The sequence below is a fragment of the Aureimonas phyllosphaerae genome (genome assembly GCF_047943035.1).
In the GTDB taxonomy this organism is placed as follows: Bacteria; Pseudomonadota; Alphaproteobacteria; order Rhizobiales; family Rhizobiaceae; genus Aureimonas; species Aureimonas phyllosphaerae.
On sequence record NZ_CP181348.1, the window covers coordinates 371,511 to 395,849 of the forward strand.

A 24,339-nucleotide genomic window follows, 5' to 3' on the forward strand; every position below is an offset into this window, starting at 1 on the left:
CGACACCACAGATAGCGTGAAACGCCCGAAGGGCGACGCACAAGACTGTGGACGGCACGCGAGCCGTCGCAACCTGTAGCCATGGCCGCGCGTTCAGCCGCCATGACAGACATGGCCCCACGCCCCGCCGACCGCGCCTCGAACGTGCTTCTGTCCACGAAGGCGGGGCAGGTCATCGTGGGAGCGGCCATCGTCCTCGTGATGGCCGGCATCCTCGACCTGATGGGCCGGCCCCTGGTCTGCGACTGCGGCACCGTTCGGCTCTGGGACGGCGACCCGCACTCGCCGGGGTCCTCGCAGCAGTTCTCGGACTGGTATTCCGCTCTGCACGTCGTCTTCGGCATCGGCCTCTATCTGGCGCTCCACCGCGTCAGGCCGCACTGGCCGACGCGCTGGCTCCTCCTCACCGCCCTCGCCTCCAGCGCCGTCTGGGAGGTCATGGAGAACTCGCCCTGGATCATCGCGATGTTCGGCCAGGCGGTCGGCGCGCCGGAGTACCACGGCGACAGCGTCTTCAACGCGCTCGGCGACACCGTGTTCGTGGCGCTCGGCTTCCTCGCCGCGCGGGCGCTTCCCCTGAAGGGCACGATCGGGCTGGCGCTCCTCCTCGAACTCGCCATCGCGCTCGCCATCCGCGACGGCTTCGTCCTCGGCACGCTGCGGCTTCTCGGGGTTTCCGTGCCGCCGGTCTGAGCCTCAGCGGGCCTTGGCGAACATCCAGCAGTCGCGCGGCGTATCCTCGATGTTCGGATGCACCATCCAGCGCTTGAGAAGCCCCTCGCGCTCGAGACCCGCCTTCTCCATGACGCGCGCGGACGCCACGTTGTCGACGTCGCAGGTGGCGCCGATGCGCCAGACGTCGCGCTGCTTCATCGCCCAGGCGACGACTTCGGTCAGCGCCTCGGTCATCAGGCCCTGGTTCCACGAGCGGCGCGACAGGACGTAGCCGAAGCCGATGCGGCCCGGCACGTCGCGCCGGATCGTCAGCGCTCCGCGCAGCTGCCGGTCGCGCCGCCCGAGAAGCGTGAAGGTGCGCGACGTCTCGCTGGCGATGCAGCCGGTGATGAACTCCTCGGTCTCGCGCACCGAGGTGTGCGGCGCCCAAGTCAGGTAGCGCGTGACCTCCGGGTCCTGCGCGTACTCGTCGAAGATCGCGCCCGTGTCGCCAAGGGCGATGGGGCGGAGGATCAGGTCTTCGGTCCAGAGCGTCTCGGGAAACATGGGGCCCTTCTGGCACGGATCGCGGGCGGGGACGAGCCCTTGCGGACCCGCGCCTTATTTCACCCGGCGCAGGCGCGGCGCGGCGCTGGCCCCGCGCGGCTTGGCACTGCCCGCGCCCGTTCGCCAGTTGTTGCCGGCGATGGTCACGACGCGGTTGCCCCGGAAGTCGGTCTCGGCCGCGATATAGCCGCGCTCGGCCATCCAGGTCAGAAGGAAGCGCCCGCGCGAGGGCGAATGGCTGCCGTAGGCGCGCGCCAGCACCTCGTCGCCGGGGCAGGGCTCGGCGTCGCGCGCCGCCTTCGCCAGAAGGAGATAGACCCCCTGCATGTCCTCCGGCAGCTCCTCCGAACGTGCCACGACCTCGGCCCAGGCTTCATCCTCGCCGTCGGCCCCGACCCCGGCGCGCGCCAGCGCGAGCTTGCGCCGGAAGGAGGCCAAATCCAGCGCGCCCGGTGACAGGCGCTTCAGCCGGCAATGGGTCAGGAAGTCCTGATAAAGGGTCTGGACGGGGCGGAACGCGGCTTCCGGATCGGCCATCAGCTCGGTGAAGATCGCATCGATCCGCTCCTGGCGCTCGGCCAGCGTCTCCTCGTCCTCCTCCGGCTCCTCGTCCGGCGGCGCGGGCGCGGCAAGGCGCGGCGCGGAGACGCGTTCCAGAAGCTCGCGCGTCGCCACCGCCGGCTCGCGCCGAACCGGCGCCGGCAGGGCGACCGGCTCGTCCGCGCCAGCGGTGAAGATGAGGTCGGCCATCTCGGCCGGGCTCGCCTCGGGCAGCGCCATCAGCACCGGGCGGCCCGAGCGCCCGGCCGTCTCCACGGGACCGATCCGCAACGGGATGGGTTTGCGCGACAGCGCCGGCCCGAGCGCCACGAAATGGCCGGGCTCGAGATCGCGGAAGCGCTCGGCCTGCCGCCGGTCCATGCCGAGAAGATCGGCGGCGCGCGCCATGTCGATGTCGAGAAAGGTGCGGCCCATCAGGAAGTTCGAGGCTTCCGCCGCCACGTTCTTGGCGAGCTTGGCGAGGCGCTGCGTCGCGATCATGCCGGCGAGCCCGCGCTTGCGGCCGCGGCACATGAGGTTGGTCATCGCGCCGAGCGAGATGCGACGCGCCTCGTCCCCCACTTCGCCGGCGATCGCCGGCGCGAAGATCTGCGCCTCGTCCACCGCGATCAGCATCGGGAACCAGTGGTGCCGGTCGGCGTCGAACAGGCCGTTCAGGAAGGCGGCGGCGCAATTCATCTGCACCTCGGCGTCGAGCCCTTCGAGGTTAAGGACGACGGAGGCGCGGTGCTGGCGGATGCGCGTCGCGATGCGGGCGAGCTCGGCCGGCGTCCGGTCGGCATCCACCACGACATGGCCGAACCGGTCGGAGAAGGACACGAAGTCGCCTTCCGGATCGATGATCGCCTGCTGCACCCAGCCGGCGCTCTGCTCCAGGATGCGGCGGAAGAGGTGCGACTTCCCCGAGCCGGAATTGCCCTGCACCAGAAGGCGCGTGGACAGGAGCTCCTCCAGGTCCATCTCCGCCGGCTCGCCCGTGGCGGTCGTTCCGAGATCGACGGCGACCTTGGTCAAACGGCTTCACTCCGAGAATGCGAACGGCCCCGCACGGCTCAGCGCACGGGCCCGCGATGTTCATGGTCGAGGAAGCCCTAATCTAGCGGAGCGGGTCCCCGATCAGGAGCCCGCGCCGCCCGGCGTCCACAGTTATCGCTGGTTGCCCAGCCACTTGTCGTAGTCGGACACAAGGAGGTGCAGCGGTGCCTCGTCCTCCTCGATCTCGGCGAAGCGCCCGATCGGCTCGGCGAAGACGTTGTCGGTCAGGTCGTCGTTGACGGTCGAGACCTCGCCGATGAGGACGTCCCCGCCCTCGCCCCAGAAGGCGTGCCAGTCGGTGCGCGGCATCAAGGTCACGCTCTCGCCCGGCGACAGACGCAGGATGTCGCCGCCCTTCATCTGGCGCCGCATGCCGTCGGTCACGACGTTGACCGGCAGCGACTTGTCGATCTCGCCGTCCGGCCCCGCCGTGTAGAGCTTCAGCGCCAGCGTCGCCCCGCCCCGGTTGATGATGTCCTCGGCCTTGAGATCGTGCCGATGCATCGGCGACAGCTGATCTTGCCGCGAGATCATGATCTTCTCGGCGTAGAGCATCCCGCGCCCCGCCTTCAGGTCGGCATTGTCGCCGTTGCGCGTCGTGAACAGGAACAGGCCGAGATTGTCGAAGTCGCCTCGTCCGTAGTCCGTGATGTCCCAGCCGAGCCGCCGATCGACGACCGCCTGGAGGTCCGCCTGCCGCGCCTGCATTTCGGCCGGCGAGAGATAGGCGAACGGCGGCATCACGTATCCGAACGAGCGGATGAACTCGTCGCTCTGCCGGATGATCTCGTTGACCCGCGATCTCTTCATGCTGCCCTCCTCCGGCACGCTCTCGTCGCCGATGCCCTAGCACGAGACGGGGCCGGGGCGAGAGGGGCGTGGCGTCGATAGCAGGGGCGCTGCCCCTGCACCCCGTCAGGGGAAATGATTTCCCCTGAACCCCTCCTCATTTGAGGCTTGTCCGAGATCGGAACGGGCCAACGGCCCGTCCCGATCTCGGAAGAGGTCATAAACGAAAAGAAGGGTTCGGGAATTCTTTCCCGAGCGGGGCTCGGGGCGGCAGCCCCGCCAACCCACGCGCGCGCCCTCACCCCAGCGCGATCTCCGGCACGTAGGCCTTGGCGCGGTCCATGTCGGCGTGGAAGGCTTCGCGCTCGCGCGCCTGGGCCTCCGGGTCCGGCAGGCGCAGGATGTAAGCGGGGTGGACGGTGACGAGGAGCTTGGTGGTGCCGTCGGGCAGGTCGATGAGCTTGGAACGCGTGTCGCGGATCGTCACGGTCTTGCCCAGCACCGATGCCGCGGCCGTGGCGCCCAGCGCCACGATGAGCTTCGGCTTGATGAGCTCGCGCTCCTGTTCGAGCCACCAGCGGCAGACCTTGACCTCGCCCATGTTGGGCTTGGCGTGGATACGCCGCTTGCCGCGCGGCTCGAATTTGAAGTGCTTCACGGCATTCGTGACATAGGCCTGGGAGCGGTCGATGCCGGCGGCGGCGAGCGCCTCGTCGAAGACCTTGCCGGCCGGGCCGATGAAGGGCTCGCCCGCCAGATCCTCCTGGTCGCCCGGCTGCTCGCCGACGAAGATCACGGGTGCATCGGCGGGACCCTTGCCGAAGACGGTCTGGGTCGCGGGCTCCCAGAGTGGGCAGGCCTTGCAGTGCTTTGCCTGTTCGCGGGCCTCCTCGATGTCTTCCGGCGGCTTGTTGAAGCCGTTGAAGGCCGGAGCCTGTGATGCCGCACGTGCCATGTCGTTCCGCTCCGCCTGTTTCTCGTGGCGGAAACTCGGGAGCGTCGGCTGGGTTTCGATCATGCGGCGCTGCGCCGCCTCCGCGCCCCGGATCAGCGGCTCGATCAGGGTCGCTTCGGGCAGGTTGTGCCAATATTTCTTCGGCATCTCGGCCTGCATCGCCTTCACCTTCAGCCGTGCCGGGTTGAAGATCGAGGCGTAGTAGGTGAGCCAGAGCGCCTCCATGTCGTCGTCGGCGGGCTTCTGCGAGGGGTCGGCGCCCGGCGCGAAGACCATCTCGACGCCGTCCCAGTGGACGGAGCGCTTGGGCGTCAGGATGCTCCAGATCATGCCGGGGAAGCGGCGCATGAAGAACGGGGCGGTGAGTTCGACGACGTGGTGGAAGGGCTCGAACCAGGCGATGTACTGGCGCTGGCCCTCGGCGTCCTCGATCTCGCGGAAGCGTACGAAGGCCTTCATCTTGTGGCTGTCGCGATAGACCGCCTTCTGCATCTCGACGGCGCGGCGCGTGTCGGGGTCGGAGACGATCTCGAGGAGCTTCTTCTCGTCCTGCAGGCGCCAGAGGAGGCGATAGGCGAAGACGAAGCGCTCAGGGTCGGCGTGGCAGATGAGCTTGCGCGCGACGTCCGGAAACGCCTTCGGAACGTTGAAGGGCGCGGCGTCGGCAGGGCGGTCCGGCAGGGGCTCGGCAAAGAGCGGCGCCGGATCCTCACTGACGGCGAAGGCCATCTCCTCCGGCGGGACGTGCAGCGCCAGCGCCGTGCGGGCCGCTTCGCGCCAGCCGTCGAAATCCGCCGGGTGGTTGAGGCGTGCCAGAAACATCAGAAGAGGCTCAGCTGCTCGGCCTTGGGCGCCACCAGCCCGCGCAGGTTCTCCCGGTCGGTGAGGCCCCCCGGCGTCCAGTCCAGCGCCTGCACGAAGGGGCGTACCTTTTCCACCGAGTGGCAGAGCCGGGCGACGTCGTTGAGGCGCAGCGACCGGTGGCGGCGCGTCGACAGGATGCGGTCGACCGCCTTTGTGCCGAAGCCCGGCACGCGCAGGAGCATCTCGCGATCCGCCTTGTTGACGTCGACCGGGAAGCGCCCGCGGTTCTTCAGCGCCCAGGCGAGCTTCGGGTCGATGGCAAGGTCCAGCATCCCGTCGGCCGAGCCGCCCGACACGATCTCGTCGCGCCCGAACCCGTAGAAGCGCATCAGCCAGTCCGCCTGGTAGAGGCGGTGCTCGCGCATCAGGGGCGGCTTGGCGAGCGGCAGGCGCGAGGAGGCATCCGGGATCGGCGAGAAGGCGGAATAATAGACGCGGCGCAGCCGGTAGTTGCCGTAGAGGTTCTCGGACCGGCCGAGGATCAGGTCGTCGTTCGCCCCGTCGGCGCCGATGATCATCTGCGTCGACTGGCCGCCCGGCGCGAACTTGGCCGGCTTGGCGCGGTCCCTCGCCTCGCCCTTGTGCTCGTCGATCTTGAGCCGCAGGTGCCCCATCGAGCGCTTGATGTCGCGCGGCTTCTTCTCGGGCGCCAGCGCCTCCAGCGCGATGTCGGTCGGCAGCTCGATGTTGATCGACAGGCGGTCGGCGAAGAGGCCGGCCTCCTCGATCAGCTTCGGCGACGCGTCGGGGATGGTCTTCAGGTGGATGTAGCCCGCGAAGTTCTCCTCCATCCGCAGCTTTCGCGCGATACGGACCATCTCCTCCATCGTATAGTCGGAGTTGCGGATGATGCCGGAGGAGAGGAACAGGCCCTCGATGTAGTTCCGCTTGTAGAACTCCATCGTCAGTTTCACGACCTCCTCCACCGAGAAGCGCGCCCGCGCGACGTTGGAGGACGAGCGGTTCACGCAGTAGACGCAGTCGTAGATGCAGAAGTTGGTCATCAGGATCTTGAGCAGCGAGATGCACCGCCCGTCCGGCGCATAGGCGTGGCAGATCCCCGAGCCTTCGGTCGAGCCGATGCCCTTGGACTTCGTCGAATCCCGTTTCGACGTCCCGCTGGAAGCGCAGGACGCGTCGTACTTGGCGGCGTCCGAGAGGATCGCCAGCTTCTGCATCAGGGTCGGCTTGCTCATTCTCTCTATATAGTGTTCCCGCTTCGTTCAGGCCATGCGCGGCGACGGCTTTTCCACCGTCTGCGACCGGAGCGTTTGAACCCAATGCGTTCAGGTCGCGTTCAGGTTGCGACGCTCATTTTGGATCATGGATGGAACCGGATGACAGATCCCCGGTTCCTGCGGTCCGTCACTCCGGTCTGTAGCCGCGACGCTACCGCCAACTTTTGGGAGAAAGCCCTTCATGCGTAAGCTGTTCCAGTCCTTCATGGCCGCCGCGGTGCTGGCCACTGGCGTCGTCACCTTCTCGGCTCCGCAGGCCGAGGCCCAGAGCTTCCGCGAGCGTCAGCGTTTCGTCGAGCGCTTCTGCGCCCGCAACCCCGGTGCGCGCGACTGCCGCGACTTCCGCCGCGACGGCCGTCGCTGGGACGACCGCCGCTATAATCGCTGGTATCGCGAGAGCTATCGCGACCGGAACCGCGGCGATGCCGCCGCCGCCGCGATCTTCGGCTTCGCCGCCGGCGCTGCCGTGGGTGCCGCCGCCAACGCGAACCGCGGGCCCGCCTATCGCGAAGGCGTCGTGGTGAGCCGCTCGCAGGCCGCCCGTTGCGCCGCGCGCTACCGCACCTACGATCCGCGCACCAACACCTATGTCGCCAACAGCGCGGGCGAACGTCGCTACTGCAACCTCTAAGTCGCAGCGATCTCCTCCAGGAAAAGGCGTCGGGCACCCACCCGGCGCCTTTTTCGCGTGGCGGCACCTTTCCGTCTTTTAAGGGCTCGGGGCCGAAACTTCCGCGTTCAGCTATCGTTCATGTGCGATCGTGCTTCATCACCGTCGACAGCCGGGCGAGCGCCCGGCATTGAACGAACCGGCGGTGCCGGATGGGAGCTTTCCATGCGCAAGACGTTTCTTGCTCTCGTAACCTCTGCCCTGGCCCTGACCGCCGCCGTGCCGGCGGCGCAGGCCGATCCCTGGCGCCATCGCGACCGAGGCAATGCGGGCGACGTGCTGCTTGGCGGCGCGGTGGGCCTCGCCGCCGGTGCGTTGCTCGGCTCGGCCCTGTCGCAGCCGCAGCAGCCCCGCTACTACGAGCCCGCGCCGCGCTACTACGAGCCGCCGCCGCGCCCGGTCTATGTCGCGCCGCCCTCCTACGAGGACACGATCCCCGCGCCGCCGCGCTACTATCAGGTGCCGCGCCAGGCCCGTTACTACGACGACTACGGCACCTACACGCGTTCGAGCCACGTGGACCGCTGCCTCGCGCGCTATCGCTCCTATGACCCGCGGACCGACACCTATGTCGGCTATGACGGCTACGAGCGGCGCTGCAATCTCTGACGGGCCTGCCCGGCGCGCATGAAAAAGGGGCGGCCCCGTCGGGCCGCCCCTTTTCGTTGGTCGAGAGATCCGTCAGCCGCGCGCCGAGCGCACCGCCCGCTTGGTGACGACCGGCACGAGGTTGGCGCGATAGGCCGACGAGCCGTGGAGATCGCCGATCATCTCGCCCTCGTCGACCGAGACGCCGTCGAGCGCCTCAGGCTCGAAGCGCGCGGACAGGGCGGCCTCGCCCTCCTGCCAGCGGAAGGCGCCGTTCGAACCCGCGCCCGTGACGGCAACGCGGGCCTCGCCACCGCGCCGGGCGACGAAGACACCGCACATGGCATAGCGAGAGGCGGGGTTGCGGAATTTCTCCCAACCCGCGGCATCCGGCGCCTCGAACGAGACGCCCGTCACGATCTCGTCCTCCTCGAGCGCCGTCTCGAACAGGCCGAGAAAGAAGTCGTCCGCGCCGATCTCGCGCCGGTCGGTGTGGATCGTGCCATTGAGCGCGAGAAGCGCCGCCGGATAGTCGGCCGCCGGGTCGAAATTGGCGACGACGCCGCCAATCGTGCCCATGTGGCGCACGGCGGGATCGCCGATGAGGTTGGCGAGTTCGCAGAAGGTCGGGCAGACCGCCTCGATCTCCTCGGACGCTGCGACCTCGGCATGGGTGACGCCGCCGCCGATGCGCACGCGCCGTCCCTCGACGGAGATGCCCTTGAGATCGGCGATGTGGCGCAGGTCGATCAGCGCCGAGGGGCTGGCGAGCCGCGCCTTCATCGTCGGGATCAGCGTCATGCCGCCCGACAGGTACTTGCCCTCGCCGCCCGAGGCGCCGACCAGCGCCTTGGCCTCGTCGAGCGATCCGGCACGCTTGTATTGCGTCTGGTACATGCGTCCCTCCTCAGGCCTTGGCCGCGACGGCGTTCAGGGCGCGCCAGACATTTTCCGGCGTCGCGGGCATCGACAGCGCGTTGTTGCCGATGGCGTCGGTGATGGCGTTGATGACGGCCGGCGGCGAGCCGATCGCGCCCGCCTCGCCGCAGCCCTTGATGCCGAGCGGATTGGTGGTGCACGGCGTCTCGGTGGTCAGCACTTGGAACATCGGCAGGTCCCAGGCGCGGGGCATGGCGTAGTCGTTGTAGGAGGCGGTCACGAGCTGTCCCGAGTCGTCGTAGTGGACGCCTTCCAGGAGCGCCTGCCCGATCCCCTGGGCGAGGCCGCCGTGGACCTGACCCTCGACGATCATCGGGTTGACCACGGTGCCGAAGTCGTCGGCAGCGACGAACTGGACGATCTCGGTCTTGCCCGTCTCGGGGTCGACCTCGACCTCGCAGATGTAGCAGCCGGCCGGGAAGGTGAAGTTCTGCGGGTCGTAGAACGCCCCCTCCTTGAGGCCCGGCTCCATGCCGTCCGGCAGGTTGTGGCCGGTGTAGGCGCCGAGCGCGACCTCGTGCCAGGCGAGCTTGCGGTCGGTGCCCGCGACCTTCACCTCGCCGCCCTCGATCACGATGTCCTCGTCGGCGGCCTCGAGGAGATGCGCCGCGATCTTCTTGGCCTTCGCCTCCACCTTGTCCAGCGCCTTGGCGATGGCCGACATGCCGACCGCGCCCGAGCGCGAGCCGTAGGTGCCCATGCCGAACTGCACCTTGTCGGTGTCGCCGTGGATCACCTGGACGTTGTCGACCGGCAGCCCGAGCCGCTGCGAGACGAGCTGGGCGAAGGTGGTCTCGTGCCCCTGGCCGTGGCTGTGCGATCCGGTGAGGATCTCGATCGTGCCGACGGGATTGACCCGCACCTCGGCCGATTCCCACAAGCCCACACCCGCGCCGAGCGAGCCGACCGCTTTCGAGGGCGCGATGCCGCAGGCCTCGATATAGCAGCTCATGCCCAATCCCCGCAGCTTGCCCTTGGCCTTGGCCTCCGCGCGCCGGCCCTCGAAGCCCGCGACGTCGGCCGCCTTCATGCCGGCCTCGAGCGAGGCGTTGAAGTCGCCCGTGTCGTAATTCATGATCACGGGGGTCTGGTGCGGGAAAGCGGTGATGAAGTTCTTCCGGCGGAATTCGGCCGGCGACTGGTTCAATGCGCGCGCCGCCGTCTCGACGAGGCGTTCGACGACATAGGTCGCCTCCGGGCGCCCCGCTCCGCGATAGGCGTCCACCGGCACGGTGTTGGTGTAGACGGCCTTCACGTTGGCGTAGATCGCCGGGATGTCGTACTGGCCGGACAGGAGCGTCGCGTAGAGGTAGGTCGGCGTCGCCGAGGAGAAAAGCGACATGTAGGCGCCGAGATTGGCGATCGTGTCGACGCGAAGCGCCGTGATCTTGCCGTTCTCGTCGGTGGCGAGCTCCGCCTTCGTCTGGTGATCGCGCCCGTGCGCGTCCGTCAGGAAGGCTTCGGAGCGGTCGGACGTCCATTTCACCGGAACGCCGGTGCGCTTGGACGCCCAGAGGCAGACGATCTCTTCCGGGTAGATGTAGATCTTGGAGCCGAAGCCACCGCCGACATCGGGCGCGATGACGCGCAGCTTGTGCTCGGGCGCGACGTTGTAGAAGGCGCTCATCACGAGCCGCGCCACATGCGGGTTCTGCGAGGTCGTCCAGACCGTGTAGTGGTCGTCGGCGGGGTCGTACTGCCCAAGCGCCGCGCGCGGCTCCATCGCATTGGGCACGAGGCGGTTGTTGACGATGTCGAGGCGCGTCACGTGCGCGGCCTTCGCGAAGGCGGCCTCGGTCGCGGCCTTGTCACCGAGTTCCCAGTCGAAGCACAGGTTGCCCTCCGCCTCCGGGTGGAGCTGCGGCGCGCCGGCTTCCAGCGCCTTCGCGCCATCCACCACGGCGTCGAGCACCGCGTAGTCGACCTCGACGGCTTCGGCCGCGTCGCGCGCCTGCGCCCGCGTCTCGGCCACCACCACGGCGACGGCCTGGCCGACATGGCGCACGGTGCCGACGGCGAGCGCCGGCCAGGCGCCCATCTTCATGCCCGTGCCGTCCTTCGACGTCACCGCCCAGCCGCAGATCAGGTTGCCGATGCCGTCGCCCGTCAGCTGCTCGCCGTCGAGCACGTCGATCACGCCCGGCATCTCGCGCGCCGCCGAGGCGTCGATGCCCCGGATCGTCGCATGCGCATGCGGCGAACGGACGAAGGCGGCGTATTTCATGCCGGGGACGACCATGTCGTCCGTGTAGCGGCCGCGACCGGTGATGAAGCGCCGGTCTTCCTTGCGCAGGACGCGCGCGCCGATGCCCTCGATACCCATGAGATCCTCCCGAGATCGAAACTGGTAGGCCGGCACGCGTGCGGCGTGCCGGAACGGTCGGCCCTGACGCCGGCCCTATTCGGCCGCGACGCGCTGCGGCTCGGCGGATGCACCCGAGCGCTCGGCGGCGGCTAGGATCGCCTTGACGATGTTGTGGTAGCCGGTGCAGCGGCAGATGTTGCCGTCGAGCTCGTCGCGCACCGTCTTCTCGTCGAGCGAGGCGCCGTGCCGCGCGATCATGTCGACCGCCGTCATGATCATGCCCGGCGTGCAGTAGCCGCACTGCAGTCCGTGATGCTCGCGGAACGCCGCCTGCACCGGATGGAGGTCCTGACCCTTGGCGATGCCCTCGATCGTGGTCACCTCGGACCCCGACGCCTGCACCGCGAGCACCGAGCAGGACTTCACCGCCCGGCCGTCGAGATGCACCACGCAGGCGCCGCACTGCGACGTGTCGCAGCCGACATGGGTGCCGGTGAGCCCGAGGCCCTCGCGCAGGAACTGGACGAGCAGCGTGCGGTCCTCGACCGCCCCCGTCATCCTGCGCCCGTTCACCACCATGGAGACTTCGGTCATACGCGTCCTCCCGAGACGACCTTGCCAAAGCGCCCGAAAACCGGGCCCTGCCCGCCGCGCGGCTCGAGGGCGCATGGGGCGCCGCCGCGTTCTCTTGTCGGGCAGGCCGAGACTGCAACGGCGGGCTGCCGGGCCGCAAGCGAATTCTGGAAACATTCCAGCGCGGGCGGCGGAATGCCCGGGGCACGGGCCACCCACGGCCCACGCGACGCAAGGTCGCGGATGCCCTGCCGGGAGGGCCCGGTGCCGGGACCGGGAGTGTGGCGCAACTCCCACAAAACCTCTCGTGAATCTTGCGCGAGGCTCACCAAGCGGTTGTTATTTGAGCCCGGTCCGGCATTTTGAACCAGTGTCGCTCGGGGACGGCGGCCAGGGTTTTCCCGCCTCGAGAGGCGGGTCGCGGCGGCTCGAAACCGTTGCGCAACCGGCCTCTGCCCCGAACCCGAAAAGACCGCCTGGGCGAAGAGAGCATCCGCGTTGATTTCTGGATTGACCCGTCTTGCCCGCCCCGTGGCGGTGATCGCGTCCCTGACCGTGGCGCTCGGCCTCGGCCTCGGCGCGCCCGCCGCCCGCGCCCTCGACCTCGGCTTCCTCGATCCGTTCAACCTCTTCGGCCCGTCGGAAGAGGAGAAGGCCGCGGCCGAACTGCCGGATCCCGTCCGCTACGAGGTGACGATCAACGTCTCGCCCAACGAGGACGATCTCCAGGACACGCTGGAGGCCGCCTCGACGCTGAAGGCCGACGAGGACGAGCCGGTGTCGGGCTCGCTCGGCCTCCTCGCGAAAGCCAAGGGCGACCGGCGTCGCCTCGTCGGCACGCTGTACGAGAACGCGCGCTACGACGGGCTCGTGACCATCCGCATCGAAGGCCAGGACATCGCGACGCTGGCTCCCGACGCGACCTTCGACACCTCGCGCCCCGTGCCGGTGACGATCGACGTCAATCCCGGCCCGCTCTTCCAGGTCGGCACCGTTCGCCTCGACGCCAATGGCGTGCCGCTCGACCCGGCGACCTACGATCTGACGCCGGGCTCCTCGGCCGATTCGGTGCGCATCCTGCAGATCGAGAACCGTATCGTGCAGGACCTGCGCAACGAGGGGCGCCCCTTCGTCGCCGTGACCCGCCGCGACATCGTCGCCGATTCCGCGACGCAGCGACTCGACATCGCGATCACCCTCTCGCCCGGCGAGGCGATCCCGTTCGGCCAGACCTTCGTGACCGGAACCGAGCGGATGGAGCCCGGCTTCGTCGCCTACATGACCGGCATCCGCCCCGGCGAGACCTACTCGCCGCAGGCACTGGAAAAGGCGCGCGAGCGGCTGCGCAAGCTCAACGTCTTCTCCACCGCTACGATCCGCGAGGCGGACGCGCAGGCGCCCGACGGCACGCTGCCGATCCAGGTGACCGTCGCCGAGCGGCCGCGCCGCGTCATCGGCGCGGGCGCCACCTTCTCCAACACCGAAGGCGCGGGTGCCAACGCCTACTGGGAGCATCGCAACCTGTTCGGCCGGGCCGAGAGCCTTCGCATCGAGGGCTCGGTCTCGCGCATCGGCGCCAATACCCTGTCCGACACCGGCCGCGAGACCGACGGCTTCGACTACAAGGCCTCGGCGGTGTTCCGCAAACCCGGCGTCCTCGGCCCGGACTCGGTCTATGTCGGCTCCATCACCGGCCTTCGCGAGCAGCCGCTCGCCTACGACCGTCAGTCGATCGCGGTGAGCAACGGCGTCGAGTACATGATCGACGACCAGCAGACGGTCGCCGTAAGCCTCCTTGCCGAATACGAGACCGTCGGCACCTATCTCGGCGAGAACGAGTTCCTGCTCGCCTCCGTGCCCTTCACCTACACCTATGACGGGCGCGACAACGAGCTGAACCCGACCAAGGGCTTCCTCGCCAAGCTCTATGCCGAGCCGACCTACGAGATCGAGGACGGCACGCCCTTCATCAAGGCGCGCGGCGACGTGTCGGCCTACCTGTCGCTCGACGAGCGCGACCGGTTCGTCGTCGCGGGGCGCGTCGGCTACGGCGTGATCGCCGGGGCGGACCTCGCCGACGTGCCGACCGACCGGCGCTTCTTCGCCGGCGGCGGCGGCTCGGTGCGCGGCTACGTCTTCCAATCGATCGGCCCCTACTATCCGCCCTTCCCCCTGCCCGGCACCGATCCCGACTTCGTCAACACCCCGACCGGCGGCCTGTCGGTGTTCGAGGCCTCGGCCGAGCTGCGCTTCAACGTCACCGACAAGATCCAGGTCGTGCCCTTCGTCGACGCCGGCACGGTCGGCGACGACTTCGCGCCCGACTTCGGCAACCTGAAGATCGGCGCGGGCGTCGGCGCCCGATACCTCACCGGCTTCGGCCCGATCCGCGTCGATGTCGGCATCCCGCTCGACCCTGGCCCGCGCGACGGTTCGTTCCAGATCTACGCCGGCATCGGACAGGCCTTCTGAATGATCGCGATGCGCCTCCTCTCCGCCCTTCTCCTGAAGCTGCGCCTCCTCGCGCTGGTCGTGGCCGCGCTTCTTGCGGCGCAGCCCGCGCACGCGCAGTTCCTCGCCGGCCAGCTCGAGAACCTCCTGTCGACCGAAGACCGGCAGGTGAAGATCCAGGGTCTGTCCGGCGCCTTCAGCGGCGAGGTGCGGATCGACGAGGTGACCGTCGCCGACCGCGACGGCGTCTGGCTCACCCTTCGCAATCTCGCGCTCGACTGGTCGCCGCTGGCCCTGGTGCGCAAGACCGTCGAGGTGCAGAACCTGTCGGCCGGGCAGGTGGTGATGGACCGCCTGCCGCGCGCGGCCCCGCCGACCACCGAGGAAAGCTCCGAGCCCTTCTCCCTCCCCTCGATCACCGCCCGCATCAACCGCATCGCGATCAACGAGTTCGTCCTGAACGAGGCGGTTGCCGGCATCCCGGCGCGCCTGGCCGCCGAGGCCGCGCTCAACCTCTCGCCCGATCCGACGCAGCTCGACGCCTCCGCCACGATCCGCCGCCTCGATCAGGGCGGCGACATCGCGCTGAAGATCGGCTTCCAGCCGGACGCCAATCGTCTGGAGATCGCGGTCAATGCCAGCGAGCCGGCCGGCGGCCTCGTCGCCGGGCTCCTGAAGCTGCCCGGCGCGCCACCCGTCAGCCTGTCGATCAATGGCACCGGCCCGTTCGACAACTTCGCCGCCGACGGCACGCTGGACCTCGGCTCCGAGCGGGCCGCGACCCTGCGCGCCACCGTCCAGAACGGCGCGGACGGCCGGCGCATCGGCGTCGACCTCACCGCACTCTCCGCGCCCTTCGTGCCGCTCGCCTACCAGGGCGTCGTCGGCGACAACCTCCAGCTCGCAGCCAATGTCCTCCTGCGGACCGACGGGGTGATCGCGATCGACAGCGGCCGTCTCCAGTCCGGCCCGCTCGACCTGACGGCATCCGGCACGTTCGACCGGACGGGCGCCGGCAACGACCTGACGCTCGCCCTGCGCACGGATGCCGCCAACCCGGTGCCGCTCGCCTTCGGCAGCCAAGGCGCGCGCACCGCTCTCGAGATCTCCTCGATCGACGCGACGCTGCGCGGCAGCCTGTCGGTGGCACGGCTCGACGTCGCGGCCACAGCGCGCACCGCCGGCTTCGAGGACTACGTCGCCAACGCGGTGACGCTGAAGGCGACGAGCCCGGGCTTTGATCTCAACAACCTGATCGGGCAGGTCGTCATCGATCTCGGCGCTCAGTCCGCCTCGGTGCCGGACGGCATCGCCGCGCGCGTCCTCGAAGGGCCGATCGCCGTCAATGTCGACGGCGCGCTGACGGCGGACGGCTACACGTTCAACACGGCGAAGCTCACCACCGGGACCGCGAACCTTGCCCTTTCGGGCAACGCCGCCTCCAACTTCTCGACCTTCCAGCTGCGGGTCGACAGCGACATCGAGACCGCCGCCCTGTCGAGCGACGCCGTGCCCTATGTCGGCCCGCGCGTCGCGATCGCGGGCTTTGCCCGGCGCGCGGCGGACGGCTCGTTCGGCGTCGACAACCTGCGCGTCGACGGCGACGCGCTCGACCTGTCGGGGTCGGTCAACCTCACCGGCGAGGAGATCGCCGCCGCGATCACCGGCCAGATCAACCAGGCCGCGATCGCCGACGCCGCCCTCAACGGCCAGGCGCAGTTCGACCTCAAGGCCTCCGGCACCACCAGCGCGCCGGTAATCGACCTGACCGCCAGCGCCGCCAATCTCGAGGTCGTCGGCCGGCAGCTGACCGATCTCCAGGCCCGCATCCAGGGCACTTTCGCGCCCGATGCGCCGGCCGGGACCGTCGCCGTCGACGGCACGTTCGACGGCGCGCCGCTCTCGCTCTCGGCCGATCTCGCGACCGAGGGCGACGTGCGACGCCTGCGAAACCTTCTCCTGCGACAGGGCCAGAACCGCGTGGAGGGCGAGGTCGCGCTCGACGGCGAGAACCGGGCGACCGGTGCGATCCGCCTCGCGATCCAGGATGCGACGACGCTTCTCGCGCTCGCGGGCCAGGACGGCTCGGGCGATCTCAACGGCACCGTGTCGCTCGCGGTCGGCAACGGCGGCACCCCGGTCGCCGATCTCGACCTCACCAGCAACGCGCTGACGCTGACGCGCAACAATGCCGAGACGGCGCTGCGCGGCGCCCGCATCCAGCTGCGCGCGACGGACTACCTTACCGCGCCGCGCGCCACCGGCACCGTGGCCGCCACATCGATCACGGCCGGCGGCCTGACGGTCGAGCGGCTGAACGCCGCACTGGAGGAGATCAACAACGCGACGGCCCTGAACGCCTCGGCCCGGATCAACGACGTGCCGACCGAGCTGTCTGGCGATCTCGCCTTCACCGACGCCGGGACCGTGATCGAGCTTCGACGCCTGACGGCCGCGATCCCCAATGCCCCGGTCGAACTCGCCGCTCCCGCAGCGGTGACGCTCGGAAGCCTGCGCACGACCTTAAGCGAAATCCGCCTCAATGCCGGTTCCGGCGTCCTCACCCTGTCCGGCTCGGCCGGCGACCAGCTTGACCTCGATCTCGCGCTCGACCGTTTCCCGCTCGCCATCGCCAATCCGTTCGTGGCAGGCCTCGATGCCGCCGGTACGGCCAGCGGCACGGTGGCGGTGGGCGGCCTGTCGTCGGCGCCCGACCTCGACTTCGATCTTCGCGCCGAGGGCGTGGCCACCGCGCAGACGCGCGCCGCCAATCTGCAAGGCGTGAACGCCGCCTTCGCCGGCCAGTACCGCGACGGAACGGCGACCCTGTCGGCCGCGCGCGTCGATCTCGGTTCCGGCTTTATCGAAGCCACCGGCACGGTCGGCGAGGCGCTGGACCTCGACCTCAACATCTCGAACCTGCCGGTCGCCCTCGCCAACGGCTTCGTCGACGGGCTGGGCGCGGAAGGCACGATCAACGGCACGGCCTCGGCCACGGGATCCCTGGAAAATCCGGCCGTCACCTTCGATCTTGCGGGACGCGGCATCACCGCGGCCGAAATCCGGCGCGCGGGTGTCGAGCCGGTCTCGCTCGACCTTGCGGGTCTCTATCGCGGCGGCACCGCACGGCTCGACCGGGCCCTCCTGACCACGGGCACCGGACGGATCGAGGCGACGGGTACGGTCGGCCGGGCGCTCGACCTCCGCCTCCAGATCGTCGACCTGCCGGCGGCGCTTGCCAACGGCCTGCGCCCCGGCCTCGACGCGCGAGGCACGCTGAACGGGCAGGCCACCGCGACCGGGACGCTCACCGCCCCGAACGCGACCTTCACCCTCACCGGCAATGGCCTCTCCGCCGCGCCGCTGCGCCAGGGCGGGGTCGAGACGGTCACGCTCGACATCGCCGGCACGTTTGCCGACGGCACGGCCCGTTTCGACCGGGCGCGGGTGGACACGGGCACCGGGTCGCTGGACGCCAGCGGCACGGTCGGGCGCGCGCTCGACCTGCGCGTCGCCCTCGACCGGCTCCCGGTGGCGCTCGCCAACGCCGTACAGCCGAGCCTCGACGCGCGCGGCACCCTGTCGGGCAACCTGGCGGCTACGGGATCGATCGCGGCACCCCGCGCGACCTTCGACCTTCGAGCCGCCGACGTCTCGGTGGCGCAGACGCGCGCCGCCGGCGCCCCGGCGATCAACGCCACGGCCGCCGGCACCTATGCCGACGGCAGCGTCCAGTTGCAGACTGCCCGCGTCGACCTCGGCACCGGCTCGGTGACGGCGTCCGGCACGGTCGGTCAGCGTCTCGACCTCAACGTCGCCTTCGACAACGTGCCGGCGTCGCTCGCCGCGGCCGCGGCGAGCGGCATCGATCCGCAGGGCACGCTGAACGGGACGGCGCGCGCGACTGGCACCTTGTCCGCGCCGCGCGCCGATTACGACCTTCGCCTCAGCGGCTTCTCGGTGACGCAGACGCGCGATGCCGGCGTCGGCCCGCTCGACATCGCCGCGCGCGGCACCTACGCCGACAACCGCGTGACGGTGGACAGTTCGCTGTCCGGCTCCGGCCTCGCCTTCACCGCCAACGGCTCGGTCGGCCTGTCCGGCACGCCGACCTTCGATCTTGCCCTCAACGGCACCGCCCCGCTCTCGATCGCCAACCGGATCCTCGCCGAGGGCGGCCGTTCGGTGCAGGGCACGGTGCGCGTGGATGCCCGCGTGCAGGGCACGGCGGCAGCGCCCAACGTCACCGGCACGATCTCGACCGCCGGCGCGTCCTTCGTCGATACCGGCGCCAACCTGTCCTTGAACAACATCAACGCGCAGGTCTCCCTCAATGGGCAGACCGCGACCCTGACCAGCGTCACGGCCCAGCTCGGCGCCGGCGGCACCGTCAGCGTCGCGGGCACGATCGGCATCGGCGCCGGCTTCCCGGCAGACCTGCGCATCCAGGTCGCGGACGGCCGCTACGGCGACGGCGAACTCTTCACCGTGCGCCTCGACGCGGGGCTGACCCTGACCGGCCCGCTCACCGGTAACGCGCTTCTCGCCGGCACGGTGAACGCGCAGGAGATCGCGATCCTCGTGCCGGACAACCTGCCGAGCTCGGTCGCCGAGATCGACCTGAAGCGTCGCAACACGCCGCCCGCCGTGCAGCAGCAGATCCGCGAGATCAACCCGCCGAGCAGGGGGGGCGGCGGTGCGAGCGGCGGCATCCGTCTCGACGTGACGCTGAACGCGCCGAACCGCGTCTTCGTGCGCGGCCGCGGTCTCGATCTCGAGCTCGGCGGCACAATCCGCGTCACCGGCCCGATCTCCGATATCGCGGTGAGCGGCGGGTTCGAGCTGCAGCGCGGGCGCTTCCAGCTCCTGTCGCGCCGCCTCGACTTCCAGCGGGCGACGCTGACCTTCGACGACGGCCTCGTGCCGACGCTGGACTTCCTCGCCGCGTCCGACACCGGCGAGGTGACCGTCTATATCGCGATCACCGGCCCGGCCAACGATCCCGCTTTCAACTTCACCTCCTCCCCGGCCCTGCCGCAGGACGAGGTGCTGGCGCGGCTCATCTTCGGTCAGGGTACGGCCGATCTGTCGCCGTTGCAGATCGCCCAGCTCGCTTCGGCCGCAGCCCAGCTATCGGGTGTCGGCGGCTCGACCGGCCTTCTCGACAACCTGCGCTCGCAGCTCGGCGTCGACGATCTCGACATCCGCACGACGTCGGACGGCAAGACGTCGGTCGGCGTCGGCCGCTACCTCAACGAGAACACCTATGTCGGCGTCGATTCCACCGGTCGCGTCTCGATCGACCTCGAACTCGGGGCCGACATCAAGGCGCGCGGCGCGGTAACGGCGAACGGCGGCGGCGAGGTCGGCATCTTCTACGAAAAGGAATACTGAGGCGGGCAACCGGGACCGGGCGTTCCACGTTTCCAACGCTGTCCCCGACAGGGGTGTAATTGTGAGGAGTGGACCCATGAGCACCGAGTCTCTGAAGCACGCCAAGTTCGACCGCGACGACGGCACGTCGTTCGATTCGCCGATGGCGGTGGTCGAGGACGGGTTCCTGGACGGCCACGAGAAGCGCTCGATCCTCGGGGAATGGAAGCGCCGCGTCGACGCCGAGAACCGCGCCGACGGCATCGACCCGATGTCGCAGACACTCGACCACGCCATCGAGAAGCTGGCAGGACTGAAGACCTGAGCCCCCTCACGGGGCCGTGACGCGATTGGCGATTGTGTAACGGCTTTGCGCTATCGTCTCCACGCTTCGGGCACGAAGCGGGAGACGGTCCCCAGGCAGGCTTTTCGGGAAACTGTTGGGCACTGCGGCAAAACGCTCTATCCTTCGGCGCCCAAGCGCGAGCCTGTCGGCTCGGCCCACTGAAGCCATGGATCGACCGCGTGACCGACCAGTCCTCGAACGACGCATCCCTCGACCAGTTGAAAGCGCGCGGCGAGGCCGCCGCGGCCAAGGGGATCCGGGCCCTTTTTAAGGCCGACGCCGACCGCTTTCGCCATTTCTCGTTCCGCCACGACGACCTTCTCCTCGACGTCTCGAAGACCGCTCTTTCGGCCGACGACCTCTCGGCCCTCCATGCCTACGCCGAGACGGTCGGCGTCCTCGAGCGCCGCGACGCGATGTTCGCGGGCGCCCGGATCAACACGACCGAGAACCGTGCCGTCCTCCATGTCGCCCTGCGCGCCCGACCCGAGGACGGGTTCGCGGTCGAGGGACAGGCGGTCGGCGGCGAGGTCGAGGCCGTGCTCGCCGCGATGGCGCGCTTTGCGGGCGGCGTCCGCGACGGCTCGATCCGGGGCGCGACCGGCGAACGGATCACCGACATCGTCAATATCGGCATCGGCGGCTCGGATCTCGGGCCCGTCATGGCCGCGATCGCCCTCTCGCCCTACCACGACGGCCCGCGCGCCCATTTCGTGTCGAACATCGACGGCGCCCACATGGCCGACACGCTGGAGGGGCTCGACCCGGCGAAGACGCTCTTCATCGTCGCCTCCAAGACCTTCACGACCATCGAGACCATGACCAACGCGCAGACCGCGCGCGCCTGGGTCGCCGGCAAGCTCGGCGAGGCCGCGGTCGGTGCTCATTTCTGCGCGGTCTCGACGGCACTCGACAAGATCGGCGCCTTCGGCATCGGCGAGGACCGCACCTTCGGCTTCTGGGACTGGGTGGGCGGACGCTATTCTGTCTGGTCGGCGATCGGCCTGCCGCTGATGATCGCGATCGGGCCCGAGCGTTTCCGCGAGTTCCTGGCCGGCGCGCGCGACATGGACCGCCATTTCCGGCAGGCGCCGGCGGCGGAGAACCTTCCGCTCATCCTCGGGCTCATCGGCTGGTGGCACCGCGTGCCGCAGAAGCACCGCACCCGCGCCGTGATCCCCTACGATCAGCGCCTCGCCCGCCTGCCAGCCTATCTCCAGCAGCTCGACATGGAATCGAACGGCAAGCATGTCGGCCTCGACGGGCGCCGCGTCGAAACCGCGACCGGCCCGGTGGTCTGGGGCGAGCCCGGCACCAACGGCCAGCACGCCTTCTTCCAGCTCCTGCACCAGGGCACCGACATCATCCCGGTCGAGTTCATCGTGGGCGCCAACGCGCACGAGACGAGCCCGGAGATGCGCGTCCACCAGGACCTGCTTCTGGCCAACTGCCTCGCCCAGTCGGAGGCCCTGATGAAGGGCCGCACGCTGGAGGAGGCCAGGCAGCAGCTTCTGGACGCCGGCCGCCCGGCCGACGAGGCCGAGCGCATCGCCCCGCACCGCGAGTTCTCGGGCGACCGTCCGTCGCTGACGATCCTCTACGACAAGCTCACGCCCTTCGCCTTCGGCCGCCTCGTCGCGCTCTACGAGCACCGCGTCTTCGTCGAGGCCCAGCTCTTCGGGATCAACGCCTTCGACCAGTGGGGCGTCGAGCTCGGCAAGGAGCTTGCAACGGGCCTCCTTCCGGTCGTTCGCGGCGAAGCCTCGACCGACGGGCGCGATTCCTCCACCGCGGGCCTCGTGTCCGCGATCGCCACCTTGAGAACCTGAGACCCGCCATGACGCCATCCAGCCTCGCCGTCCGCCAGGATCGTCTCGAGCCCGGTGACAAGTCGCAGCCCCGGCTCAACGATACCGACACGATCGCCAAGGAGATCGTGGAGAAGCTGACCTATTCGATCGGCAAGACCACCGGCGCCGCGCGCCTGCACGACTGGCTCGAAGCCACGACGCTGGTGGTGCGCGACCGTATCATCGACAACTGGTTCAACTCGACGATCGAGACGCGCCGCTCCGAAGCCAAGCGCGTCTGCTACCTGTCGATGGAGTTCCTGATCGGCCGCCTCCTGCGCGACGCGATCTCGAACCTCGGCCTCACCGATCCGATCCGCGAGGCGCTGGCGCGCTACGACGTCGAGCTCGACCTCGTCGAGCTCCTCGAGCCGGACGCCGCGCTCGGCAACGGCGGCCTCGGTCGTCTCGCCGCCTGCTTCATGGAATCCATGGCCTCCACCGGCGTGCCCGGCTACGGCTACGGCATCCGTTACGTGCACGGCTTCTTCCGCCAGGAGATCGTCGACAGCGCGCAGGTCGAGCTGCCCGAGACTTGGCTGAAGCACGGCAACCCGTGGGAGTTCGAGCGCCGCGAAAGCTCCTACGAGATCGGCTTCGGCGGCAAGGTCACCTCGATCGAGGAGAACGGGCGCACCCGCTCCGTCTGGCGCCCGGCCGAGCGCGTGCTCGCTGTCGCCTACGACACGCCGGCGGTCGGCTGGCGCGGCAACCACGTCAACACGCTACGCCTCTGGTCGGCCCAGTCGCTCGACCCGATCCTGCTCGACGCCTTCAATGCAGGCGACCACATCGGCGCGCTTCTCGAATCCAACAAGGCGGAGGCGATCACCCGCGTCCTCTACCCCGCCGATTCCCATCAGGCCGGCCAGGAGCTGCGCCTGCGCCAGGAGTTCTTCTTCTCCTCGGCCTCGCTGCAGGACATAATTCGCCACCACCTCGCCCAGTACGACGACCTCACCAACCTCGCCGACAAGGTCGCCATCCAGTTGAACGACACCCATCCGGCGGTGTCGGTCGCCGAGTTGATGCGCCTCCTCGTCGACGTGCACGGCATGGAATGGGACGCGGCCTGGACGATCACCCGCGCGACCTTCTCCTACACCAACCACACGCTCCTGCCGGAAGCGCTGGAGACCTGGCCGATCCATCTCTTCGAGCGGCTCCTGCCGCGCCAGATGCAGATCATCTACCAGATCAACGCGGGCGTCCTGCGCGAGGCGACGCAGGGCCAAGGCTTCGACGAACGCACGATCTCGGCGATCTCCCTGATCGATGAGGGCAACGGGCGGCGCGTGCGCATGGGCCAGCTCGCCTTCGTCGGCAGCCACGCCGTCAACGGTGTGTCGGCGCTGCATACCGAGCTGATGAAGCAGACCGTGTTCCACGACCTGCATCGCCTCTACCCCTCGCGCATCGAGAACAAGACCAACGGCGTGACGCCGCGCCGCTGGCTGCACCAAGCCAATCCCGGCCTGTCGAAGCTGCTCGACGAGACCATCGGGCCGGGCTTCCGCGACAATATCGAGGAGATCGCCAAGCTCGACGCGCATGCGGACGACGCCGCGTTCGGAGAGCGCTTCGCCGCGGTGAAGCGCGAGAACAAGCAGCGTCTGGCGACGCTGGTGCAGGAGCGCCTCGCGATCACGCTCGACCCGGACGCGATGTTCGACATCCAGGTCAAGCGCATCCACGAGTACAAGCGCCAGCTCCTCAACATCCTCGAGACGGTGGCGCTCTACGAGCAGATCCGCTCGCTGCCCCATCTCGACTGGACGCCGCGGGTCAAGATCTTCGCCGGCAAGGCCGCGCCGTCCTACGTGCAGGCCAAGGAGATCATTCATCTGGCAGGCGACGTGGCGCGCGTCGTCAACTCCGACCCGACGGTGCGCGGGCTCCTGAAGGTCGTCTTCATCCCGAACTACAACGTCTCGCTCGCCGAGATCATCATGCCGGCGGCGGACCTGTCGGAGCAGATCTCGACGGCCGGCCTCGAGGCGTCGGGCACCGGCAACATGAAGTTCGCCCTCAACGGCGCGCTCACCATCGGCACGCTCGACGGCGCGAACGTCGAGATGCTGGAGCATATCGGCGAGGACAACATCTTCATCTTCGGCCTCAAGGCCGACGAGGTGGCCAAGATGCGGGCCGAAGGGCATGGCGGCCAGGCGGTGATCAACAGCCAGCCGCTTCTGCGCTCGGCGATCGATTCCATCTCCGCCGGCGTCTTCAGTCAGGGCGATCCCGGCCGCTACGCCAACCTGATGAACTCGATCCGCGACCGCGACTGGTGGATGATCGCCGCCGACTTCCGCGCCTACTGGGACAAGCAGCGCCAGCTCGACGTCCTTTGGAAGGACCGGGGCGCCTGGAACCGGGTCGCCGCCCGCAACACGGCGCGCATGTCCTGGTTCTCCTCCGACCGGTCGATCCGCGAATACGCGCGCGACATCTGGAAGGCGGGTCCGGGCGCCCGCTGAGGCGGCGCCCCATCCGCCGTCCCGCCTGACCCGGAGGGCCGATGCCGCGCATCGGCCCTCTTTTTTCGTGCGCGAGGCGCCCAGCCCATGCAAAATCTCTG

General features: G+C 69.3%; 16 protein-coding genes. 8 read left to right on the top strand and 8 right to left on the bottom strand.

Going from position 1 to position 24,339, the window contains the following annotated elements; genetic code table 11:
* The first annotated feature begins 111 nt into the window (after nucleotides 1-111).
* Nucleotides 112-693: a DUF2585 family protein gene (locus tag ACLNGM_RS01715; protein WP_416356932.1), complete on the top strand. Its 582-nt coding sequence runs from the start codon at nucleotides 112-114 to the stop codon at nucleotides 691-693.
* A 3-nt stretch (nucleotides 694-696) separates the two neighbouring features.
* Here ACLNGM_RS01715 and ACLNGM_RS01720 read toward each other — a convergent pair whose 3' ends face one another.
* The 5 genes from ACLNGM_RS01720 to ACLNGM_RS01740 form a co-directional block, all read right to left on the bottom strand.
* On the bottom strand, nucleotides 697-1,221 hold the full coding sequence (locus tag ACLNGM_RS01720; protein ID WP_090962580.1) for a GNAT family N-acetyltransferase: 525 nt from the start codon (nucleotides 1,219-1,221) through the stop codon (nucleotides 697-699).
* Nucleotides 1,222-1,275: 54 nt separating this feature from the next.
* On the bottom strand, nucleotides 1,276-2,742 hold the full coding sequence (locus tag ACLNGM_RS01725; RefSeq protein ID WP_416358537.1) for a helicase HerA domain-containing protein: 1,467 nt from the start codon (nucleotides 2,740-2,742) through the stop codon (nucleotides 1,276-1,278).
* Between the two features lie 186 nt (nucleotides 2,743-2,928).
* Nucleotides 2,929-3,627 (bottom strand): D-lyxose/D-mannose family sugar isomerase, encoded by a 699-nt coding sequence (locus ACLNGM_RS01730; RefSeq protein ID WP_416356933.1) that lies wholly within the window; start codon nucleotides 3,625-3,627, stop codon nucleotides 2,929-2,931.
* A 277-nt stretch (nucleotides 3,628-3,904) separates the two neighbouring features.
* Nucleotides 3,905-5,383 carry a UdgX family uracil-DNA binding protein gene (locus ACLNGM_RS01735; RefSeq protein WP_416356934.1) on the bottom strand — a complete coding sequence of 493 codons (1,479 nt, stop codon included), beginning with the start codon at nucleotides 5,381-5,383 and terminating at the stop codon, nucleotides 3,905-3,907.
* The gene (locus ACLNGM_RS01740; protein ID WP_416356935.1) at nucleotides 5,383-6,621 is read right to left on the bottom strand and encodes a putative DNA modification/repair radical SAM protein; all 1,239 of its coding nucleotides are present in this window, start codon (nucleotides 6,619-6,621) and stop codon (nucleotides 5,383-5,385) included. Before ACLNGM_RS01740 ends, ACLNGM_RS01735 begins: the two co-directional genes overlap by 1 nt.
* 223 nt (nucleotides 6,622-6,844) lie before the next feature.
* Here ACLNGM_RS01740 and ACLNGM_RS01745 point away from each other — a divergent pair, with 223 nt between their 5' ends.
* Both ACLNGM_RS01745 and ACLNGM_RS01750 read left to right on the top strand, forming a co-directional pair.
* Nucleotides 6,845-7,294, top strand: a complete 450-nt coding sequence (locus ACLNGM_RS01745; protein ID WP_090962564.1) for a BA14K family protein — start codon at nucleotides 6,845-6,847, stop codon at nucleotides 7,292-7,294.
* Between the two features lie 204 nt (nucleotides 7,295-7,498).
* A complete protein-coding gene (locus ACLNGM_RS01750; RefSeq protein WP_416356936.1) occupies nucleotides 7,499-7,942 on the top strand; it encodes a BA14K family protein in 444 nt (147 codons plus the stop codon).
* 72 nt (nucleotides 7,943-8,014) lie between these two features.
* Here the strand turns inward: ACLNGM_RS01750 and ACLNGM_RS01755 are convergent, their stop codons facing one another.
* From ACLNGM_RS01755 to ACLNGM_RS01765, 3 genes are all read right to left on the bottom strand, one after another.
* Entirely contained in the window at nucleotides 8,015-8,818 is an 804-nt protein-coding gene (locus tag ACLNGM_RS01755) for an FAD binding domain-containing protein (protein ID WP_416356937.1), read from the bottom strand.
* A gap of 10 nt (nucleotides 8,819-8,828) precedes the next feature.
* The gene (locus ACLNGM_RS01760; protein ID WP_416356938.1) at nucleotides 8,829-11,183 is read right to left on the bottom strand and encodes a xanthine dehydrogenase family protein molybdopterin-binding subunit; all 2,355 of its coding nucleotides are present in this window, start codon (nucleotides 11,181-11,183) and stop codon (nucleotides 8,829-8,831) included.
* A 75-nt stretch (nucleotides 11,184-11,258) separates the two neighbouring features.
* A complete protein-coding gene (locus tag ACLNGM_RS01765; protein ID WP_416356939.1) occupies nucleotides 11,259-11,759 on the bottom strand; it encodes a (2Fe-2S)-binding protein in 501 nt (166 codons plus the stop codon).
* 489 nt (nucleotides 11,760-12,248) lie between these two features.
* On the opposite strand from ACLNGM_RS01765, the gene ACLNGM_RS01770 reads away from it, so the two are divergent.
* The 5 genes from ACLNGM_RS01770 to ACLNGM_RS01790 all read left to right on the top strand — a co-directional run bounded on the left by ACLNGM_RS01770 (nucleotide 12,249) and on the right by ACLNGM_RS01790 (nucleotide 24,238).
* Nucleotides 12,249-14,210 carry an autotransporter assembly complex protein TamA gene (locus ACLNGM_RS01770; protein ID WP_416356940.1) on the top strand — a complete coding sequence of 654 codons (1,962 nt, stop codon included), beginning with the start codon at nucleotides 12,249-12,251 and terminating at the stop codon, nucleotides 14,208-14,210.
* A complete protein-coding gene (locus ACLNGM_RS01775; RefSeq protein ID WP_416356941.1) occupies nucleotides 14,211-19,583 on the top strand; it encodes a translocation/assembly module TamB domain-containing protein in 5,373 nt (1,790 codons plus the stop codon). It begins immediately after the preceding gene.
* Nucleotides 19,584-19,659: 76 nt separating this feature from the next.
* Nucleotides 19,660-19,887 (top strand): hypothetical protein, encoded by a 228-nt coding sequence (locus tag ACLNGM_RS01780; protein ID WP_090962544.1) that lies wholly within the window; start codon nucleotides 19,660-19,662, stop codon nucleotides 19,885-19,887.
* Nucleotides 19,888-20,087: 200 nt separating this feature from the next.
* On the top strand, nucleotides 20,088-21,737 hold the full coding sequence (gene pgi / locus ACLNGM_RS01785; protein WP_416356942.1) for a glucose-6-phosphate isomerase: 1,650 nt from the start codon (nucleotides 20,088-20,090) through the stop codon (nucleotides 21,735-21,737).
* 8 nt (nucleotides 21,738-21,745) lie between these two features.
* A complete protein-coding gene (locus ACLNGM_RS01790) occupies nucleotides 21,746-24,238 on the top strand; it encodes a glycogen/starch/alpha-glucan phosphorylase (RefSeq protein ID WP_416356943.1) in 2,493 nt (830 codons plus the stop codon).
* Nucleotides 24,239-24,339 lie beyond the last annotated feature (101 nt).

What these genes read in the sequence shown, in the direction of transcription:
- ACLNGM_RS01755 (WP_416356937.1), bottom strand. Translation starts at nt 8,818, where the DNA reads ATGTACCAGACGCAATACAAGCGTGCCGGATCGCTCGACGAGGCCAAG.
- ACLNGM_RS01780 (WP_090962544.1), top strand. Translation starts at nt 19,660, where the DNA reads ATGAGCACCGAGTCTCTGAAGCACGCCAAGTTCGACCGCGACGACGGC.
- ACLNGM_RS01760 (WP_416356938.1), bottom strand. Translation starts at nt 11,183, where the DNA reads ATGGGTATCGAGGGCATCGGCGCGCGCGTCCTGCGCAAGGAAGACCGG.
- ACLNGM_RS01790 (WP_416356943.1), top strand. Translation starts at nt 21,746, where the DNA reads ATGACGCCATCCAGCCTCGCCGTCCGCCAGGATCGTCTCGAGCCCGGT.
- ACLNGM_RS01750 (WP_416356936.1), top strand. Translation starts at nt 7,499, where the DNA reads ATGCGCAAGACGTTTCTTGCTCTCGTAACCTCTGCCCTGGCCCTGACC.
- ACLNGM_RS01715 (WP_416356932.1), top strand. Translation starts at nt 112, where the DNA reads ATGGCCCCACGCCCCGCCGACCGCGCCTCGAACGTGCTTCTGTCCACG.
- ACLNGM_RS01775 (WP_416356941.1), top strand. Translation starts at nt 14,211, where the DNA reads ATGATCGCGATGCGCCTCCTCTCCGCCCTTCTCCTGAAGCTGCGCCTC.
- ACLNGM_RS01730 (WP_416356933.1), bottom strand. Translation starts at nt 3,627, where the DNA reads ATGAAGAGATCGCGGGTCAACGAGATCATCCGGCAGAGCGACGAGTTC.
- ACLNGM_RS01720 (WP_090962580.1), bottom strand. Translation starts at nt 1,221, where the DNA reads ATGTTTCCCGAGACGCTCTGGACCGAAGACCTGATCCTCCGCCCCATC.
- ACLNGM_RS01725 (WP_416358537.1), bottom strand. Translation starts at nt 2,742, where the DNA reads ATGGACCTGGAGGAGCTCCTGTCCACGCGCCTTCTGGTGCAGGGCAAT.
- ACLNGM_RS01735 (WP_416356934.1), bottom strand. Translation starts at nt 5,383, where the DNA reads ATGTTTCTGGCACGCCTCAACCACCCGGCGGATTTCGACGGCTGGCGC.
- ACLNGM_RS01765 (WP_416356939.1), bottom strand. Translation starts at nt 11,759, where the DNA reads ATGACCGAAGTCTCCATGGTGGTGAACGGGCGCAGGATGACGGGGGCG.
- ACLNGM_RS01745 (WP_090962564.1), top strand. Translation starts at nt 6,845, where the DNA reads ATGCGTAAGCTGTTCCAGTCCTTCATGGCCGCCGCGGTGCTGGCCACT.
- ACLNGM_RS01740 (WP_416356935.1), bottom strand. Translation starts at nt 6,621, where the DNA reads ATGAGCAAGCCGACCCTGATGCAGAAGCTGGCGATCCTCTCGGACGCC.